Annotated in this window: 11 protein-coding genes; 3 read left to right on the plus strand and 8 right to left on the minus strand. The window is 72.3% G+C overall.

The genetic code is table 11. The annotated features are described in order from the left end of the window. Positions 1-14: 14 nt before the first annotated feature. From serA to AF335_RS30650, 6 genes are all read right to left on the minus strand, one after another. Positions 15-1,619: a phosphoglycerate dehydrogenase gene (gene serA, locus AF335_RS30625; RefSeq protein ID WP_102921673.1), complete on the minus strand. Its 1,605-nt coding sequence runs from the start codon at positions 1,617-1,619 to the stop codon at positions 15-17. Positions 1,620-1,892: 273 nt separating this feature from the next. Continuing rightward, positions 1,893-2,894, minus strand: a complete 1,002-nt coding sequence (gene ilvC, locus AF335_RS30630; RefSeq protein WP_102921674.1) for a ketol-acid reductoisomerase — start codon at positions 2,892-2,894, stop codon at positions 1,893-1,895. Positions 2,895-3,025: 131 nt separating this feature from the next. Then, positions 3,026-3,550, minus strand: a complete 525-nt coding sequence (gene ilvN, locus AF335_RS30635; protein WP_087926127.1) for an acetolactate synthase small subunit — start codon at positions 3,548-3,550, stop codon at positions 3,026-3,028. A 29-nt stretch (positions 3,551-3,579) separates the two neighbouring features. Beyond that, positions 3,580-5,439, minus strand: a complete 1,860-nt coding sequence (locus AF335_RS30640) for an acetolactate synthase large subunit (RefSeq protein WP_184742841.1) — start codon at positions 5,437-5,439, stop codon at positions 3,580-3,582. A gap of 228 nt (positions 5,440-5,667) precedes the next feature. Then, positions 5,668-8,649 (minus strand): putative bifunctional diguanylate cyclase/phosphodiesterase, encoded by a 2,982-nt coding sequence (locus AF335_RS30645; protein WP_102921711.1) that lies wholly within the window; start codon positions 8,647-8,649, stop codon positions 5,668-5,670. Positions 8,650-9,053: 404 nt separating this feature from the next. Beyond that, positions 9,054-10,016, minus strand: a complete 963-nt coding sequence (locus AF335_RS30650; RefSeq protein ID WP_102921676.1) for a 2-hydroxyacid dehydrogenase — start codon at positions 10,014-10,016, stop codon at positions 9,054-9,056. Between the two features lie 74 nt (positions 10,017-10,090). Here AF335_RS30650 and AF335_RS30655 point away from each other — a divergent pair, with 74 nt between their 5' ends. The 3 genes from AF335_RS30655 to AF335_RS34950 all read left to right on the plus strand — a co-directional run bounded on the left by AF335_RS30655 (position 10,091) and on the right by AF335_RS34950 (position 12,792). Then, positions 10,091-11,083 carry an aldo/keto reductase gene (locus AF335_RS30655; protein WP_102921677.1) on the plus strand — a complete coding sequence of 331 codons (993 nt, stop codon included), beginning with the start codon at positions 10,091-10,093 and terminating at the stop codon, positions 11,081-11,083. A 285-nt stretch (positions 11,084-11,368) separates the two neighbouring features. Beyond that, positions 11,369-12,550, plus strand: coding sequence for a PQQ-dependent sugar dehydrogenase (locus AF335_RS30660; protein WP_102921678.1), 1,182 nt, complete (start codon positions 11,369-11,371; stop codon positions 12,548-12,550). 77 nt (positions 12,551-12,627) lie between these two features. Beyond that, on the plus strand, positions 12,628-12,792 hold the full coding sequence (locus AF335_RS34950) for a DUF6191 domain-containing protein (protein ID WP_221504774.1): 165 nt from the start codon (positions 12,628-12,630) through the stop codon (positions 12,790-12,792). Positions 12,793-12,967: 175 nt separating this feature from the next. Here AF335_RS34950 and AF335_RS30665 read toward each other — a convergent pair whose 3' ends face one another. Continuing rightward, the gene (locus tag AF335_RS30665; protein ID WP_102921679.1) at positions 12,968-15,205 is read right to left on the minus strand and encodes an MMPL family transporter; all 2,238 of its coding nucleotides are present in this window, start codon (positions 15,203-15,205) and stop codon (positions 12,968-12,970) included. A 225-nt stretch (positions 15,206-15,430) separates the two neighbouring features. Beyond that, positions 15,431-17,539 carry a phosphocholine-specific phospholipase C gene (locus AF335_RS30670; RefSeq protein WP_102921712.1) on the minus strand — a complete coding sequence of 703 codons (2,109 nt, stop codon included), beginning with the start codon at positions 17,537-17,539 and terminating at the stop codon, positions 15,431-15,433. Positions 17,540-17,756: the final 217 nt, after the last annotated feature.

The following is a 17,756-nucleotide window of genomic DNA, read 5'->3' on the forward strand; positions in this document are numbered from 1 at the left end:
CCGTACGGAAACCGTCAGTCCGTAAGGTTCACCGCACGCGCCGACACCGCGCCGATCTCCTCCGCGATCTCCGCGAGGACCGGCGCCGGGATCGACTCGTCGACCGTAAGGGCGACCAGTGCCTCGCCGCCCTCCGTGGCGCGGGAGACCTGCATGCCGGCGATATTGATGCCGGCCTCGCCGAGGATGCGGCCGACCGTACCGACGACGCCGGGGCGGTCGCCGTAGCGGAGGAAGGCCATATGGTCGGCGAGGGCCAGGTCCACGCCGTGGTCGCCGACCGCGACGATCTTCTGGAGGTGCTTGGGGCCGGCCAGGGTGCCGGAGATGGACACCTCGTCGCCGCCGGAGAGCGTGCCGCGCACGGTCACCACATTGCGGTGCTCGGTCGACTCGGAGCTGGTGGTCAGCCGGACCTCGACACCGCGCTCCTGGGCGAACAGCGGGGCGTTGACGTACGACACGGTCTCGTCGACGACGTCCTCGAAGACGCCCTTGAGGGCGGAGAGTTCGAGGACCTTCACATCGTGCTGGGTGAGCTCGCCGTAGACCTCGACGTCGAGCCGGACCGCGACCTCGCCCGCGAGCGCGGTGAAGATCCGGCCGAGCTTCTCGGCCAGCGGCAGGCCGGGCTTGACGTCCTCGGCGATGACGCCGCCCTGGACGTTGACCGCGTCCGGGACCAGCTCGCCGGCGAGCGCGAGGCGCACCGACTTGGCGACGGCGATGCCCGCCTTCTCCTGGGCCTCGCCCGTCGAGGCGCCCAGGTGCGGGGTGGCCACGACGGTGTCGAACTCGAAGAGCGGGGAGTCGGTGCAGGGCTCGGAGGTGTAGACGTCCAGGCCGGCGCCGGCGACCCGGCCCTCCTTCAGGGCGGTGGCCAGCGCGGCCTCGTCCACGATCCCGCCGCGCGCGGCGTTGACGATGCGGACGCTCGGCTTGACCTTGTGCAGCGCCTCGTCGCCGATGAGACCGAGGGTCTCGGGGGTCTTGGGCAGGTGCACGGTGATGAAGTCGGCGGCCTCCAGCAGCTCGTCGAGCGTGAGGAGCTTGACGCCCATCTGCGCGGCCCGGGCGGGCTGCACATAGGGGTCATAGGCGACGATCTTCATGCCGAAGGCGGACATGCGCTGGGCGACGAGCACCCCGATGCGGCCGAGGCCGACGACGCCGAGGGTCTTCTCGGAGAGCTCGACGCCGGTGTACTTGGAGCGCTTCCACTCGCCGTTCTTCAGCGCGGAGTTGGCCTGCGGGATGTTGCGGGCGGTGGCGATCAGCAGGCCGCAGGCGAGCTCGGCGGCGGTGACGATGTTGGAGGTCGGGGCGTTCACGACCATCACGCCGGCCTTGGTGGCGGCGGCCACGTCCACATTGTCGAGGCCGACGCCGGCGCGGGCGACGACCCGCAGCCGCTTCGCGGCCGCGATGGCCTCGGCGTCGATCTTGGTGGCGCTGCGGACGAGGACGGCGTCCACATCGGCGATGGCGGGCAGCAGCGCGGCACGGTCCGCGCCGTTGCAGTGGCGGATCTCGAAGTCGGGGCCCAGGGCGTCGACGGTCGCGGGGGACAGCTCTTCCGCGATGAGTACGACGGGTTTGCGGGGCGAAGCAGTGCTCACGTGGTCCTCAGTCCTCACTAGTCCTCTGCGGACGGCCGTCCCGACGGCCGAAGGCGGTGAAGGGCAGCCGCGTGTGACGCACGACGCTGTGAGCCTGACGCGTTTGTGCTCCGCAGTGTATCGGGGGTTACGGGGCGCCCCGGTGCCGATTCGTAAACGTCACCCACCGGGAGGTGGACACCGTGGACAAGCGTGGCGGAAGGGCCCCGGGAGGCGCGCTCGCACGCGCCTCCCGGGGCCCTCCACCCGCGCCCCGGGGCGCGCGGGTTGCGCCTACTCCTTGTCGTCCACCCAGCTCATGAGCTTGCGCAGCTTCTTGCCGGTGGTCTCCAGCAGGTGGTCCTCGTCGGCCTTCTTGTACTCGTTGTACTTCGGCAGACCGGCCTGGTACTCCTTCATCCAGTTGTTGGCGAAGGTGCCGTCCTGGATCTCGCCGAGGACCTTCTTCATCTCGGCCTTGGTCTGGTCATTGACGATGCGGGGGCCGGTGATGTAGTCGCCCCACTCGGCGGTCTCGGAGACCGACCAGCGCATCTTCTCCAGGCCGCCCTCGTACATCAGGTCCACGATCAGCTTCAGCTCGTGGAGGCACTCGAAGTACGCGATCTCCGGCTGGTAGCCCGCCTCGACCAGGGTCTCGAAGCCGGCCTTGACGAGCGCCGAGGCGCCGCCGCACAGCACGGCCTGCTCGCCGAAGAGGTCGGTCTCGGTCTCCTCGGTGAAGGTCGTCTTGATGACGCCGGCGCGGGTGCCGCCGATGGCCTTGGCGTAGGAGAGGGCCAGCGCGAACGCCTTGCCCGTGGCGTCCTGCTCGACGGCCGCGATGCACGGCACGCCGCGGCCCTCCTCGTACTGCCGGCGGACCAGGTGGCCCGGGCCCTTGGGGGCGACCATGCAGACGTCGACGCCGGCCGGGGGCTTGATGAAGCCGAAGCGGATGTTGAAGCCGTGCCCGAAGAACAGCGCGTCGCCGTCCTTCAGGTGGTCCTTGACGGACTCCTCGTAGACCTTGGCCTGGATCGGGTCCGGCACCAGGATCATGATGACGTCGGCCTCGGCCGCCGCCTCGGCGGGGGTGACGACCCGCAGGCCCTGCTCCTCCGCCTTCACCTTGGACTTGGAGCCCTCGTGCAGGCCCACCCGGACATCGACGCCGGAGTCGCGCAGCGACAGCGCGTGGGCGTGGCCCTGGCTGCCGTAGCCCAGAACCGCGACCTTGCGGCCCTGGATGATGGACAGGTCGGCGTCGTTGTCGTAGAACAGCTCGGCAGCCACGTGAGGTATCTCCTTGTTTCCGGGTTTCCGGTTGTGCGTCCCACCGTATGACGGGTGGGCGGGGGTCGAAGCGAAAGGGGTGTCCGGCCGGGTCACGGCGGGCCGGACCTGATGGTTTCCGGCCGTTCGGCTCAGGCCGAGCGGTCCAGGGCGCGCAGGCTGCGGTCCGTGATGGACCGGGCGCCGCGCCCTATGGCGATGGTCCCGGACTGCACCAGCTCCTTGATGCCGAACGGCTCCAGCATCTTGAGCATCGCGCCGAGCTTGTCACTGCCGCCGGTGGCCTCGATGGTGACGGCCTCCGGGGAGACGTCCACGGTCTTGGCGCGGAACAGCTGGACGATCTCGACGATCTGGGACCGGGTCTCGTTGTCGGCGCGGACCTTCACCAGCACCAACTCGCGCTGGATGGCGGCGCTGTCCTCCAGCTCCACGATCTTCAGGACGTTGACGAGCTTGTTGAGCTGCTTGGTGACCTGCTCCAGCGGCAGCGACTCGACGTTGACCACGATGGTGATGCGGGAGATGTCGGGGTGCTCGGTGACGCCGACGGCGAGGGAGTCGATGTTGAAGCCGCGGCGGGAGAAGAGCGCGGCGATCCGGGCCAGGATGCCGGGGGTGTTCTCCACCAGGACGGAGAGCGTGTGCTTGGTCATCTGCTTGTTCTCTCTCTTCTCGCGGGCTCTCAGTCGTCCTCGGTGTCGCCGAAGTCCGGGCGGACGCCCTGGGCCGCGAGGATCTCGTCGTTGGAGGTGCCGGCGGCGACCATCGGCCAGACCATGGCGTCCTGGTGGACGATGAAGTCCACGACGACGGGCCGGTCGTTGATGGCGTTGGCCTTCTCGATGACCGCGTCCAGGTCCTCCGGGCGCTCACAGCGCAGGCCCACGCAGCCCATCGCGTCCGCGAGCTTCACAAAGTCCGGGACCCGGGTGCCGGAGTGCGACTCGGTGCCGTCCGAGCCGGGGCCCGAGTGGAGCACGGTGTTGGAGTAGCGCTCGTTGTAGAACAGGGTCTGCCACTGACGGACCATGCCCAGGGCGCCGTTGTTGATGATCGCGACCTTGATCGGGATGTCGTTCAGCGCGCAGGTGACCAGCTCCTGATTGGTCATCTGGAAGCAGCCGTCGCCGTCGATCGCCCACACCGTGTGCTCCGGCGCGCCGGCCTTGGCGCCCATCGCGGCCGGGACCGCGTAGCCCATGGTGCCCGCGCCGCCGGAGTTCAGCCAGGTGCGCGGCCGCTCGTAGTCGATGAAGTGCGAGGCCCACATCTGGTGCTGGCCGACGCCGGCGGCGTAGATCGTGTCCTTCGGCGCGAGCTGCCCGATGCGCTGGATGACCTGCTGCGGGGAGAGACTGCCGTCCTCGGGCAGGGTGTAGCCCAGCGGGTAGGTCTCGCGCCACCGGTTGAGGTCGTTCCACCAGGCGCGGTAGTCCCCGGTGTGGCCCTCGGCGTGCTCGGCCTGGATCGCCACGATCAGATCGGCGATGACCTCACGGGCGTCACCGACGATCGGCACGTCCGCCGCCCGGTTCTTGCCGATCTCCGCCGGGTCGATGTCCGCGTGGACGATCTTGGCGTACGGGGCGAAGGAGTCCAGCTTGCCCGTCACCCGGTCGTCGAAGCGGGCGCCCAGCGCCACGATCAGGTCGGACTTCTGCAGGGCGGTCACGGCCGCGACCGAGCCGTGCATCCCCGGCATGCCCACGTGCTGCGGGTGGCTGTCGGGGAAGGAGCCCAGCGCCATCAGCGTCGTCGTGACGGGGGCGCCGGTCAGCTCGGCCAGCACCTTCAGCTCCGCGGTGGCCCGCGCCTTCAGCACACCGCCGCCCACGTACAGCACCGGGCGCCGGGCCTGCGTGATCAGCTTCGCGGCCTCGCGGATCTGCTTGGCGTGCGGCTTGGTCACCGGCCGGTAACCCGGCAGGTCCGTGTGCGGCGGCCAGCTGAAGGTGGTGCGCGCCTGGAGGGCGTCCTTGGCGATGTCGACGAGCACCGGGCCGGGCCGGCCGGTGGCGGCGACGTGGAACGCCTCGGCGATCGTCCGCGGGATCTCCGCCGGGTCGGTGACCAGCCAGTTGTGCTTGGTGATCGGCATGGTGATGCCGCAGATGTCCGCCTCCTGGAAGGCGTCCGTGCCGATCGCCTTCGACGCCACCTGGCCCGTGATCGCCACCAGCGGCACCGAGTCCATGTGCGCGTCGGCGATCGGCGTCACCAGGTTCGTCGCCCCCGGGCCGGACGTCGCCATGCACACCCCGACCTTGCCGGTGGCCTGCGCGTATCCGGTCGCCGCGTGCCCCGCGCCCTGCTCGTGCCGGACCAGGACGTGACGCACCTTCGACGAGTCCATCATCGGGTCGTACGCCGGAAGGATCGCCCCACCCGGGATACCGAAGACGATCTCCGCCCCTACCTCCTCCAGCGAACGGATGAGGGACTGCGCACCCGTGACGTGCTCGACGGTGGCGGGCTGCTGCTGCGCGGCGCCGCTACGGGCCCGCGGCTGCGGATGGTGGGCCCCGGTGGCCTGCTCGGTCATCGACATTCTCTTCTCGAAGGATTCGACGGATGAGGTTTTGGGTGGGTCTGCGTAGTTCCGCGTCGTTCCGGTGCAACAAAAAACCCCTCGTGCCATGAGGCAAGCGAGGGGAGCGCGCCGGGGTGGTCAGCAGGGCTTGTGACGATGCCTGCTTCAGCCGACGCGCTTTCCAAGTACGAGAATTCGGGTGCGCATGTGGTTGACCCTCCACCCGGCGCATATGCAGTGTCAAGTGGGTGGGACGGGCGTCTCATTATTTGAACGCAATGGAGCATGGGCAAGGGATCCGGCGCCCCCCGCGGCCCCCGATCGGACGGCCGGCGGAAGGGCCGCGTTGACGGCGTTCAACGCCACGTTGACCGGGGCGTTCACCGGGAGGTGGGCCGGGACGGCACGGGGGAGGTGACTCCCGGCGTGGCCCGGCACCGCACCGGCGACGAGGACGTTCCCGCCGTCCACGGCCGCGCCCGGTACCGGGTAGGTGCCGAGATCGAGGGCGTGCCGCAGCCGGTGCTCGTCGAGCGGACCGGCGAAGGCGGCGCCCAGACCGTGGGTGCACCCCATGGCCCGCAGGGCGAGCGCCTGCTCGGGGACGTCGACACCATCGGCGACGGACTGCATGCCGAGGTCGGAGGCGATCCTCAGCAGTCCTGCGGTGATCTTGTGCAACCGTGCGGACTCGACCACTCCGTCGACCAGTCCGCGATCGAGCTTGAGTGTATCGATGGGGAGCCTGCGCAGGGCGCTGATCGCGGCATATCCGCTGCCGAATCCGTCCAGGGCGATCCGCACGCCCAGCCGGCGCAGCGCGACGAGCCGCCGCTCCAACTCGTCCAGGGGGACGCGGGGATCGCTTCCGGACAGCTCCAGGACGAGCGCGCCGGAGGGCAGGCCGTGCCGGACCAGCAGCCCTTCGAGGTACTTGGGCGGCAGCGACTTGTCCATCAGCCGGGCGGCGGTCAGCCGTACGTACACGGGCGCGACGTGGCCCGCGCGGCAGCGCTGGGCGGCCTGCTCGACGGCCTTCTCGACCGTCCAGCGGCCCAGTTCGGCGGCGCGCGCGCCCTCGTCGCCCCGCTCGGTCTCGGCCACCCGGAGGTACTCGGCGGGGGTGAACAGGACGCCCTGGGCGGAGCGCCAGCGGGCCTGGGCGGAGACGGCCGTGATCCGGCCCGTGCCGAGCTCGACGACCGGCTGATGGAGCAGGGCGAACTCGCCTTCGTGCAGCGCGGTGCGCAGCCGGGTGGCGAGCTCGGCACGGCGCACCACGTCGGCCTGCATCTGGGGGGCGTAGAGCTCGACGCGGCCCTTGCCGGCCTGCTTGGCCCGGTACATCGCGAGGTCGGCGTTACGCATCAGGGCGCCGGGGGTGATGCCCGGCTCGGCGAAGGCGACGCCGATGCTGGCGGCGACGCGGACCTCGGTGCCTCCTTCCACGCGGTAGGGCTGGGAGAGGGTGAGCCGCAGCCGGTCGGCGATCTCGTGGATGCGGTACTCCCGGGCCTCGGGGTCGCGGGTGCCGTCGCCGAGGATCAGCGCGGCGAACTCGTCGCCCCCGAACCGGGCGGTGCTGTCGCCCGCGCGCACGGAGTCCTGGAGCCGACGGGCCGCCTGGACCAGGAGCTCGTCGCCCGCCTGGTGGCCGACCGTGTCGTTGACCGCCTTGAAGCCGTCCAGGTCGATGAAGAGCACGGCCGTGCCGGCGTCGGTCGCTCTGCGGCCGGTGAGCGCCTGCTGGACGCGGTTGGTGAACAGGGCGCGGTTGGGCAGGTCGGTGAGCGGGTCGTGCTCGGCGGTGTGCTGGAGCTGGGCCTGGAGGCGGACGCGCTCGGTGACGTCCCGGCTGTTGAAGATCAGGCCGCCGTGGTGGCGGTTGACGGTGGACTCCACGTTGAGCCAGTCGCCGCCGCCGGAGCGGAAGCGGCACTCGATGCGGGTGGTGGGCTCGTCGGCGGGGGGCGCGGCGAGGAAGCGGCGCACCTCGTGGACGACCCTGCCGAGGTCCTCCGGGTGGATCAGCGAGGCCAGCTCGGAACCGACGAGCTCCTCGGCCTCCCGGCCGTAGACACCGGCGGCGGCGGGGCTGACGTAGCGCAGTATTCCGGTGGGTGCGGCGATCATGATGACGTCGCTGGAGCCCTGCACCAGGGAGCGGAAGTGGTTCTCCTTCTGGGCCAGCTCCTGGGTGAGGGAGATGTTGTCCAGCAGCATGATGCCCTGGCGGATGACCAGCGCCAGCACGACCGTACAGCCCGTGAAGATCACTACGCGGTCGGCGTGGTGGCCGTTGAGGAAGGTGTAGAGGATCCCCAGCGTGCAGACCGCGGCCGCCAGATACGGGGTGAGGGCGGCGAGGGAGCCGGCGATGGGGCGGCTCGGGGTGTGCGCGGCGCGGCGCCCGGCGGCTCCGGTGTCGTCGCCCTTCTCGCGGGCCACCCAGGGGGCGTACGCCATCAGCATGTAGCCCGCGAACCAGCCGGCGTCGAGGATCTGGCCGGAACGGTAGTTGGAGCGCAGCAGGGGCGAGGTGAACAGGGCGTCGCACAGGACGGTCAGGGCGAGGGCGGCGATGGCGGTGTTGATGGCGGAGCGGTTGGCCGTGGAACGCCGGAAGTGGAGCGCCAGGACCATGGAGACCAGGGCGATGTCGAGCAGCGGATAGGCCAGCGACAGGGCGGCGTGGGCGACGTTCTCGCCCTGGAACTGGGCGGTGTGCGCGAGGGCCAGGCTCCAGGAGAGGGTCAGCAGCGAGCCGCCCGTGAGCCAGGCGTCGAGGGCCAGGCAGACCCAGCCGGCGCGGGTGACGGGCCGGCGGGCGAGAACCAGGAGGCCGATGATGGCGGGCGGGGCGAAGAGCAGGAAGCAGAAGTCGGCCGCGGACAGGTCGGGGACCACCTGGTCGAGGACGACCTCGTACCAGCCCCAGACGAGGTTGCCGAGGCCGGCCATGGCCGAGGAGACCGCGAAGAGGAGCCAGGCGAGCCGAAACCTGGTCTTGTGCGTCCTGCCGTACCAGAAGCAGGAGAGGGCCGCGAGGGCCGCCGCGCCGCCCAGCCCGAAATCGCCCATGGCGGAGGCCAGCTCGCGGGATCCCCAGCCGAAGACGGCGCCCGTGGCGTAGCCCCCGCAGACGAGGGCGAGGAGCAGTGGCGAGGCCGGTCCGGAGCCGCCGCCGGTGCGGCGGGGCAGCGCCGCTCCGGGGGCGCTCACCGCGCCGCCGTCCCGAGCGAGGGCCGCGGCGGGCCCGGGCGGGTCCTCGCCGGGGGCCGGCCGGGCCGCCGGGGTCCGGGCCCGGGCCCGGACCGGAGGGGCCGCGGGGGCGGCGGAAGCGTGGGGGGCGCGCCTGCCGGGCTGGTCGGGCCGGGTGGCGGCGCCGCACAGCGGTGCCGTGGTCGGTACGTGAGCCGCGTCGGGTTGATCGTCCATTGGCCGTGCATCGCCCGTCGCCCCCCTCGAGTTCCGGTACTTCGCTGCGGCCGTACGGTGCCCGGCGCAGCCCCCGGTCGGGACGATACACCAGACTCGTCACTCAGGGACATAGCTCATATACATAGCGTAATCGGCAGCGGCGTTATGGACACTCAGTGCAGTCGAACGGTACCTCTACGTGGTAACTAGGGTGCGGTGACTACGACATTTTGCAGTGGCGCGTCCAGAGCGAATCTGGCCAGCTGATCACGCAGCATCCTCTTGGCGCGGGGCAGAAAGGCCGAAGAAGGTCCACCCACATGGGGGGTGATGAGCACCCCGGGGGCGCTCCACAGCGGATGGCCGGAAGGCAGCGGTTCGGGGTCGGTGACGTCCAGGGCCGCGCGCAGCCTGCCGCTCTCCACCTCGGTGAGCAGGGCCTTGGTGTCGACGACGGGCCCCCGCGCGATGTTCACCAGCAGGGCGCCGTCCTTCATCCGGGCGAGGAAGCCCGCGTCCACCAGGCCGCGGGTCTCCGTGGTGAGCGGGGTCGCGAGGATGACGACGTCGGCGTCGGCGAGCAGGCCGGGCAGCTCCGTGATCGCGTGTACGGGTCCGCGCTCGTCCTCACGCGGGGAGCGTGCGACGCGCACCACCCGCGCGCACTCAAAGGGCAGGAGCCGGTCCTCGATGGCGCGGCCGATCGAGCCGTAGCCGACGATGAGCACGGACCGGTCCGCGAGCGCGGGCCGGAAGCCCTGCCTCCACTCCCCCGCGTCCTGCGCCCGGACGAAGCCCGGGATGTCCCGGAGGGAGGCCAGGACGAGGGCGAGGGCCAGCTCGGCGGTGCTGGCGTCGTGCAGGCCGCGGGCGTTGCACAGCAGGGCGCCCGACGGGAGCAGATGCGCGGACGGCAGGATGTGGTCGAGGCCCGCGGTGAGCGTCTGCACGACGCGCAGGCCGGTCATCTCGGGCAGGGGGCGCACGCAGACGTCACCGCTCGTCACATACGGCGGGACGTAGAAGGCGCACCGGGCGGGGTCGGTGGGGTAGTCGGGCTCGCCGTTCCAGTGGGCGTAGTCCAGGCCCGCCGGGAGCCCCTCGATCTCCTCGGGCGGGATGGGCAGCCAGGCGAGGGGGCGGCCGGAACCGCTGTCATCTGCACTCATGCCTGGAGGCTATGCGAAGAGGCGCCTCCCGCAGAGGTTAGCTTTGAGGGCGAGGAACGGGAGGGGAACGGCCGGTGGAGCGCAGGACAATCGGCGCGTCGGCGCTCGAGGTGGGGGCGATCGGCCTGGGCTGCATGCCCATGCACTGGGCGTACACGGCCTCCCAGCGGAGCGGCGAGGGCGCGCTGCGCGCGGTGCACGCGGCGCTCGACGCCGGTACGACGCTGCTGGACACCGCCGATATGTACGGGCCGTTCACCAATGAGCTCCTGGTGGGGCGGGCGCTGCGGGGGCGGCGTTCGGAGGCGTTCATATCCACCAAGTGCGGTCTGCTGGTGGGTGAGCAGCACGTGGTCGCCAACGGCCGGCCGGGCTATGTGAAGCGGGCCTGCGACGCGTCGCTGCGGCGGCTCCAGACGGATGTCATCGACGTCTACCAGCTGCACCGGCCCGACCCGGAGGTGCCGGTCGAGGAGACCTGGGGCGCGATGGCGGAGCTGGTCTCCGCGGGGAAGGTGCGGGCCCTGGGCTGGTGCGCGATGGGCGTCCGGACGCACCGCCGGTCGCGGGCCGGGCTGTACGACGCCACGCTCCGGCAGCTGGAGCGGGTGCAGCAGGTGTTCCCGGTGAGCTGTGTGCAGGCGGAGCTGTCCGTGTGGTCGCGCGAGGCGCTCGACTCCCTGGTGCCGTGGTGCGCCTCGCGGGGCGTCGGCGTGCTGGCCGCGATGCCTCTGGGGAATGGTTTCCTCAGTGGCACGCTCACCCCGGGCCAGGGCTTCGAGCCGGAGGACGTCCGGGCCCGCCACCCGCGCTTCACGGCCGAGATGATGGCCTCCAACCAGCCGGTCGTGGCGGGTCTGCGGAGGGTCGCGGGGCGCCACGGGGCCACGGCGGCGCAGGTCGCGCTGGCGTGGGTGCTGGCGCAGGGGCGGCACGTGGTGCCGGTGCCGGGGACGAAGAAGGAACGGTGGGCGGTGGAGAACGCGGGGGCCTCCGGGGTCCGGCTGGACGCGGCGGACCTGGCGGAGATAGGGGCGTTGCCACGGGCGATGGGGTCGTGGGACTGAGGCGGGCCGGGCTGCCGGGGGAGCCGGGGGCCGGGCCCGGCGGGTGAGCGGCCTGACGGTGAGCGGGGCCGGCGGGTGAGCGGGGCAAGCACGCGGCACGGCCGGTGGCCGGGCCCCGGCCGCGCGGCGGCGTACGCCGGCGCGGCGGGAAAGGACGGGCGCTGAGGGGACCGGCACGGAAGGCATGGTTCCGCGAAAGGGCCCGCGTACATGGCGCGTTCGTACGCGCGGGCGACCGTGTATAAGGAACAGCAGTCGCACCCGCCACGGCGAGAGGACCAGCCCATGCGCCGCACCCCCCGCCCCCTCCTCGCCGTCACCGCGCTGACCGGCCTCCTGGCCGTCGCGGGCTGCTCCGGCGACGGCGCCGGGCTCCCCGGCCGCGAGCTGCCCGGGGCGTCCTCCGGCGCCGAGTCGCCGGGCGCGGGCCGCCCTTCGGGCGCCACGGCCACCGAGCCGCCCGCCGCGCCCGCCAAGGGCTCCGTGAAGGTCGTCCGTACGCTCACGGCCAAGCTGGCGTCGCCCTGGGGGCTGGCCGCGCTGCCCGGTGGCGACCTGCTGGTGGGCTCCCGCGACACGGGGAAGATCGTCCGGGTCTCGGCGAAGGACGGCGGGCAGCGCGAGGTCGGCACGGTGCCGGGGGTCGCCGCGGCCGGCGAGGGCGGGCTGCTGGGCCTGGCCGTCTCCCCCGATTACGGCACCGACCACCTGGTGTACGCGTACTTCACCACCGACTCGGACAACCGGATCGCGCGGATGCGCTACGACGACACGAAGCCCGCGGCGCAGCGGCTGGGTGCGCCGGGCACGGTCTTCCGGGGCATCCCCAAGGGCACGGTCCACAACGGCGGGCGGATCGCCTTCGGCCCCGACCGGATGCTGTACGCGGGCACCGGCGAGAGCGGCGAGAAGGGCCTCGCGCAGAAACCGGAGTCCTTCGGCGGGAAGATCCTGCGGATGACGCCCGACGGCCGCCCCGCGCCCCGCAACCCGCGGGTGGACTCGGTGGTCTATTCGTCCGGCCACCGCAATGTGCAGGGCCTGGCCTGGGACGCGGACAAGCGGCTGTGGGCCTCGGAGTTCGGGCAGGACACCTGGGACGAGCTCAACCTCGTCGAGCCGGGCGGGAACTACGGCTGGCCGACCGTCGAGGGCAAGGCCGGCAAGGCGGGGTTCAAGGACCCCGTGGAGCAGTGGCGGACGGCCGACGCCTCGCCGAGCGGCCTCGCCTGCGCCAAGGGCTCCCTGTGGATGGCGGGCCTGCGGGGCGAGCGGCTGTGGCGGATCCCGCTGCGCGGCGCGAAGCCGGTGGCCGAGCCGCAGGCGTTCCTCAAGGGCGAGTACGGGCGGCTCCGCACGGTGGTCGCCACGGACGACGGCGGGCTGTGGCTGACGACGAGCAACACGGACGGCCGGGGGCGGCCGGGCGGCGAGGACGACCGCATCCTGCGGCTGGAAGTGAGCTGACGGCCTCCGCCCGGTTTCGCATGGCGCGTACAACCGTCTGCCTACACTGGAGTGACAGTGCCGCGACGGGAGTTGACATGTTCAACCTGATGGAAGAGCTTTTCGCGCCGGGCCGCAAGCACGTCGAAGAGGAGCGCAACCGCCTTGAGCTGGTGCGGGACGAGGCGGGGGACGCGGATCCGGGCGAGGGGCCCGTGGACCTGGACTCGGGCCATGTGGTCATACGGGCCCGGCGGGGCTGAGCGGCGGCGGGGTGCGCCTGCGGCGGGCCTTTTCCCCTACCCGCCCCTTCCCGAATGTCCTCAATCGCCGGACGGGCTGAAATTCAGCCCGTCCGGCGATTGAGGACACCGGGTCCGGGGCGGAGCCCCGGTTACGGGAAGGGGCGGGGTGGGGAAAGGCCCCGCGCAGCGGCACCTACACCGGCACCCGCTCCGGCACCCGCTCCCGCACCACCTCGTCCGTCACCACCCGCACCGGCACCACCACAGCAACCGGCACCACCCCGGGCACCCGCTCCGGCGGCTCGATGCTGATGCGCGGCAGCCGCCGGTCCAGCCAGCCCGGCAGCCACCAGTTCGCCCCGCCCAGCATGTGCATCAGCGCCGGCACCAGCAGCGTCCGCAGGACGAAGGCGTCCAGGGCCACCGCCGCCGCGAGGCCGATGCCGAACATCGCGATGACGCGGTCCCCGCTCAGTACGAACGCGAGGAAGACCGAGATCATGATGACCGCCGCGGAGTTGATGACGCGGCTGGTCTCGGCGAGACCGACCCTGACCGCGCGGCAGTTGTCCCGGGTGGCCAGCCACTCCTCGTACATCCGGCTGACCAGGAAGACCTGGTAGTCCATGGAGAGGCCGAAGAGCACCGAGACCATGACGACCGGCAGGAACGGCTCGATCGGGCCCGCGCCGCCGAGGCCGAGCAGCTCGCTGCCCCAGCCCCACTGGAAGATCGCGACGATCAGGCCGAAGGAGGAGGCGACGGCGGCGATGTTCATCACCGCGGCCTTCAGGGGGATGCCGATGCTGCGGAAGGCCAGCAGCAGGAGCAGGCAGCCCAGGCCCACGACCGTGCCGACGAAGAGCGGCAGCTTGCCGAGGATGATGCCGGCGAAGTCGTCGTAGCTCGCGGTCAGGCCGCCGACCTGGACGTCGACGCCGGTGTGGTCCATGGCCTTGGGCAGGACGGTGCCGCGCAGCCGCTCGACGAGGTCGCTGGTGGCGCGGGACTGCGGCGAGGTGGTGGGGACGACGGTGATGACCCCGGTGTCGCCGTTGCCGCTGAGGACCGACGGGCTCACGGACGCCACGCCCTCGGTGTGGCGCAGGATCTCGGGCAGGCGGTTGAAGGCGAGCCGGTCGGCGGCGCCGTCGAGGTCGGCGACCAGGGTGAGCGGGCCGTTGACGCCGGGGCCGAAGCCGGCGCCGAGCATGTCGTACGCCTGGCGGGTGGTGCTGGTGGCCGGGTTGTTGCCCTGGTCGGAGGTGCCGAGCTGGAGGGAGGCCGTCGGCAGGGCGATGACGAGCATGACGGCCGCCGCCACCGTGCCCAGCAGCTTGGGGTGGCGCTCGACGAAGGCGGACCAGCGGGCGGCGAGCCCGGTGAGGGTCTCGGTCCGCGGGCCGCGCTCGGCGAGGTGGCGGCGCTCGCGGCGGCTGAGGGCCCGGTGGCCGATCAGGCCGAGCAGGGCGGGCAGCAGGGTGACGGAGGCGGCGACGGTGAGGACGACCGTGAGCGAGGCGGCTATCGCGACGCCGTTGAGGAAGCTGAGCCGCAGGATGAGCATGCCGAGCAGCGCCACGCACACGGTGCCGCCGGCGAAGACGACGGCCCGCCCGGTGGTGGCGACGGCCTGCTCGGCCGCCTCGGCCACGGACAGCCCGGCCCGCAGGCCCTTGCGGTGCCGGGTGACGATGAACAGGGCGTAGTCGATGCCGACGCCGAGTCCGATGAGCGTGCCGAGCATGGGGGCGAAGTCGGCGACCGTCATCAGGTGGCCGAGCAGGACGGTGCCCATGGCGGCCGTGCCGACGCCGACGAGCGCCGTGGCGATGGGCAGCAGGCTGGCGGCGAGGGAGCCGAAGACGACGAACAGCACCACCGCCGCCACCAGCACGCCGATGATCTCGCTGAGATGGCCGCTCTTGCCTTCCGCCGTCGCGATCGAGCTGCCGCCCAGCGCGACCTGGAGATCGTCCGTGGCGGCGCCGCGCGCGGTGTCGACGACCTTCTTGACCAGCGCCTTGCCCGGGCCTCCCCCGTCGGTGGCGAAGGTCAGGGAGGCGTAGGCGGTGTGCCCGTCGGGGCTGACGCGGGCGGCGCCGTCGGCACCGTACGGGCCGCTGACGTCGGTGACCCCGGGGAGCTCGGCGATCTCGCGCAGCGCGGCGGTCATGCGCTGCTCGACGCCGGCGGCGCGGACGGTGCCGGTGCCGGTGTGCCAGACGACGGTGTCGTCGCCGGTGCCGCCGGGGAACGCCTTCTGGAGCAGGGCGGTGGCCCGGGCGGACTCGGTGCCCGGCACGCCGTAGTCGTTGGAGTACGCGGAGCCGGCGAACGTCGCGGCGGCGCCGGTGCCCAGCAGGGCGACGAGCCAGAGGACGATGACGGCGAAGCGGCGGCGCAGGCACCACCGGGCAAGTGAGGTCATTCCCTGCTCTTCCCGGGTATCGCGTCGATCTCGCCGGGAAATGACCCGTGGTTCCGAGCGCTGGGGGCTACTGGAGCGAACGGCCCCACCGGCGTCCGAACCAGCGGCTGAGCGGTTCGGGAGGAGGGCTCTGCCGCCACTGTGGCAGGGGAAAAAGATCCTTTGTCCCCTTTGTGGGTTACCCCACACCGGGGACGAAGGAGTGTGCGCCCAAGAGCGGAAATGTCAGCCGGTGACGGATTCCTTCCCGTTCTCGATGTGTCCCATCAGGCGTCGCCTGAACGAGGGGTCTTCCGCCACCGTGAGGACGAGGTCGTACCAGCCGCCCGCCTTGCCCGCGGCGTGCGGCAGGGTGCGCGACGCCCCGGGCGCGAGGGTGACGGTACGGGGCGCCCCGGCGCCGTAGCCGTCGGCGCCCAGGGTGAGCGTGAGGGGCGCGCCGCCCTCGGCCCCCTGGTGGGTGAGGGTGAGGTGGACCTCGCGCCGGGCGGCGTCGAGGCGGGTGACCAGCCGCAGCCGGGCGGCCGCGCCGCGCGCCGTGCCCTCGTACTCGCGCCGGAAGCCGTTGGGCCCGGTCACCGTGAAGCGGTACGCGCCCTTCTTCAGCGGTACGGCCACGGAGGCGGTGCCCCGTACGTCGCGGTGGAGCGGCGCCGGGTACTCGCCGGCGTACGGGTACAGCGCGAAGTGCGCGCTGGCGGTGCCGGTGTTCCGCAGCTCCAGGGCGAAGACGGAGCCGTCGGCGGACGGCGCGCCGTCGGCGTCGGGCTGGTACGGGAGCGCCCGCGCCGGGCGGGTGCCGGGCTCCTGGCGGGGCATGCGCTGCTCGGCGGGCGGCTCGGGGCTCCAGCGGCCGGTGAAGGGCGGTATGCCGCCGGGCGCCGTCACAGAGGGCAGCGGGCGGCCCCGGGTGAAGTCGAAGGCGCTGGTCAGGTCGCCGCAGACGGTCCGCCGCCAGGCGCTGACGTTGGGTTCGCGGACGCCCGTCCAGCGCTCCAGAAAGCGGACGATCGAGGTGTGGTCGAAGACCTCGGAGCAGGCGTAGCCGCCGAGCGACCAGGGGGAGACGACGAGCATGGGCACCCGGACGCCGAGGCCGACGGGGCGGCCCTGCCAGAACTCCCCGGGGGTGCCGGCCGGGGGCACCGGCGGCGGCACGTGGTCGAAGAAGCCGTCGTTCTCGTCGTAGGTGAGGAAGAGCGCCGTGTGCCGCCAGACCTCGGGGTTGCGGCCGAGCGCGTCGAGCACCTTGTAGACGATGGAGGCGCTGGCGACGGGCGAGGACGAGCCGGGGTGCTCGGAGTCGGCGGCGGAGGGCACGAGGTAGGAGACCTGCGGCAGGGTGCCGGCGGCCACGTCGGCGGCGAAGGCGGTGGCCGTGGAGCCGGGCGCGCCACGGTGCAGGGCGCGCCGGTAGAGGGTGCGGTCGGCGGGCGTCAGGGCGGCCACGCCCTCGTCGAGCAGGGCCAGCAGCCGCTTGCGGCCGGCCTCGTCGGCGGCGGCCGCCTTCTCGTAGAAGGCGGTCATCGTGCGTACGCCGCCGACCTTGGCGAGGGCCTTGCGCGCGACGGCCTTGAAGCTCGCGAAGAACTCCAGGTTGTTGTCGGTGAAGTTGTCCCACTCCTGGTAGACCTGCCAGCCGACGCCCGCCTTCTGGAGGCGCTCGGCGTAGCTGGTCCAGGTGTAGCCGGGGTGGGTGTCCTCGGCGTACGCGTCGTTGCCGACGGCGCGGGCGCCGCCCGGCTCGAAGCCGGTCCAGCCGCTGACCAGGTGGTTGCGGTTGGGGCTGGTGGAGGAGTGGATCGAGGAGTGGTAGGCGTCGCAGACGGTGAAGGTGTCGGCGAGCTCATGGTGCAGCGGAATGTCGGCGCGGTCGTAGTGGGCCATGGTCGCGGCGGACTTGGCGCCGACCCAGCCGTCCATCCAGCCGTCGCGCCACGCCTTGGCGCCGCCGTTCCAGCTGTGGTCGAGGGCGCCGATGTACTGGAGGTCCTTGCGCTGCGCGGCGGCGGCCTCCCGGACGGAGAAGGGCAGCACCCGGCCGGCCGGGCCGGGCTGCTCGAAGACGCTCGCGCCGCCGGGCAGCCGGACGGCGTTGCGGTCGGCGAAGCCGCGTACGCCGCGGAGGGTGCCGAAGTAGTGATCGAAGGAACGGTTCTCCTGCATCAGTACGACGACGTGCCGGATGTCGCCGAGGCCACCGCGCCGCCCGGCGGCGGGCTGGGCCGCGATCGCGTGCCGGAGGGAGGGGGGCAGGAGCGAGCCGGTCGCGGCGAGGGTGGTGGCGGCGGCGCCGAAGGTGAGAGCGCGTCTGCGCGAGATGCCGGTGCCGATGTCGGTGCCGGGCAGCGGGCTTCCGTCTCCGTGCGACACGTGTGTCCTCCCCTTCGGTGGCCGCGACCGGGCTGGGCCCGGGGGTCCGGGGCCGTGGGCCGGGCTTCTGGCGGGGACGGTAGTGAGGTGGGGTGGCGGAGGGAAGTCTTGTGGGGGAGTGGGGTGAACGGGGGTGGGTGGGTGAGTGCGGTGGTGGGTGGCCGCTGCGCGGGGCGTT

Origin of the sequence: Streptomyces eurocidicus (assembly GCF_002891295.1) — a bacterium.
Lineage (GTDB): Bacteria > Actinomycetota > Actinomycetes > Streptomycetales > Streptomycetaceae > Streptomyces > Streptomyces eurocidicus.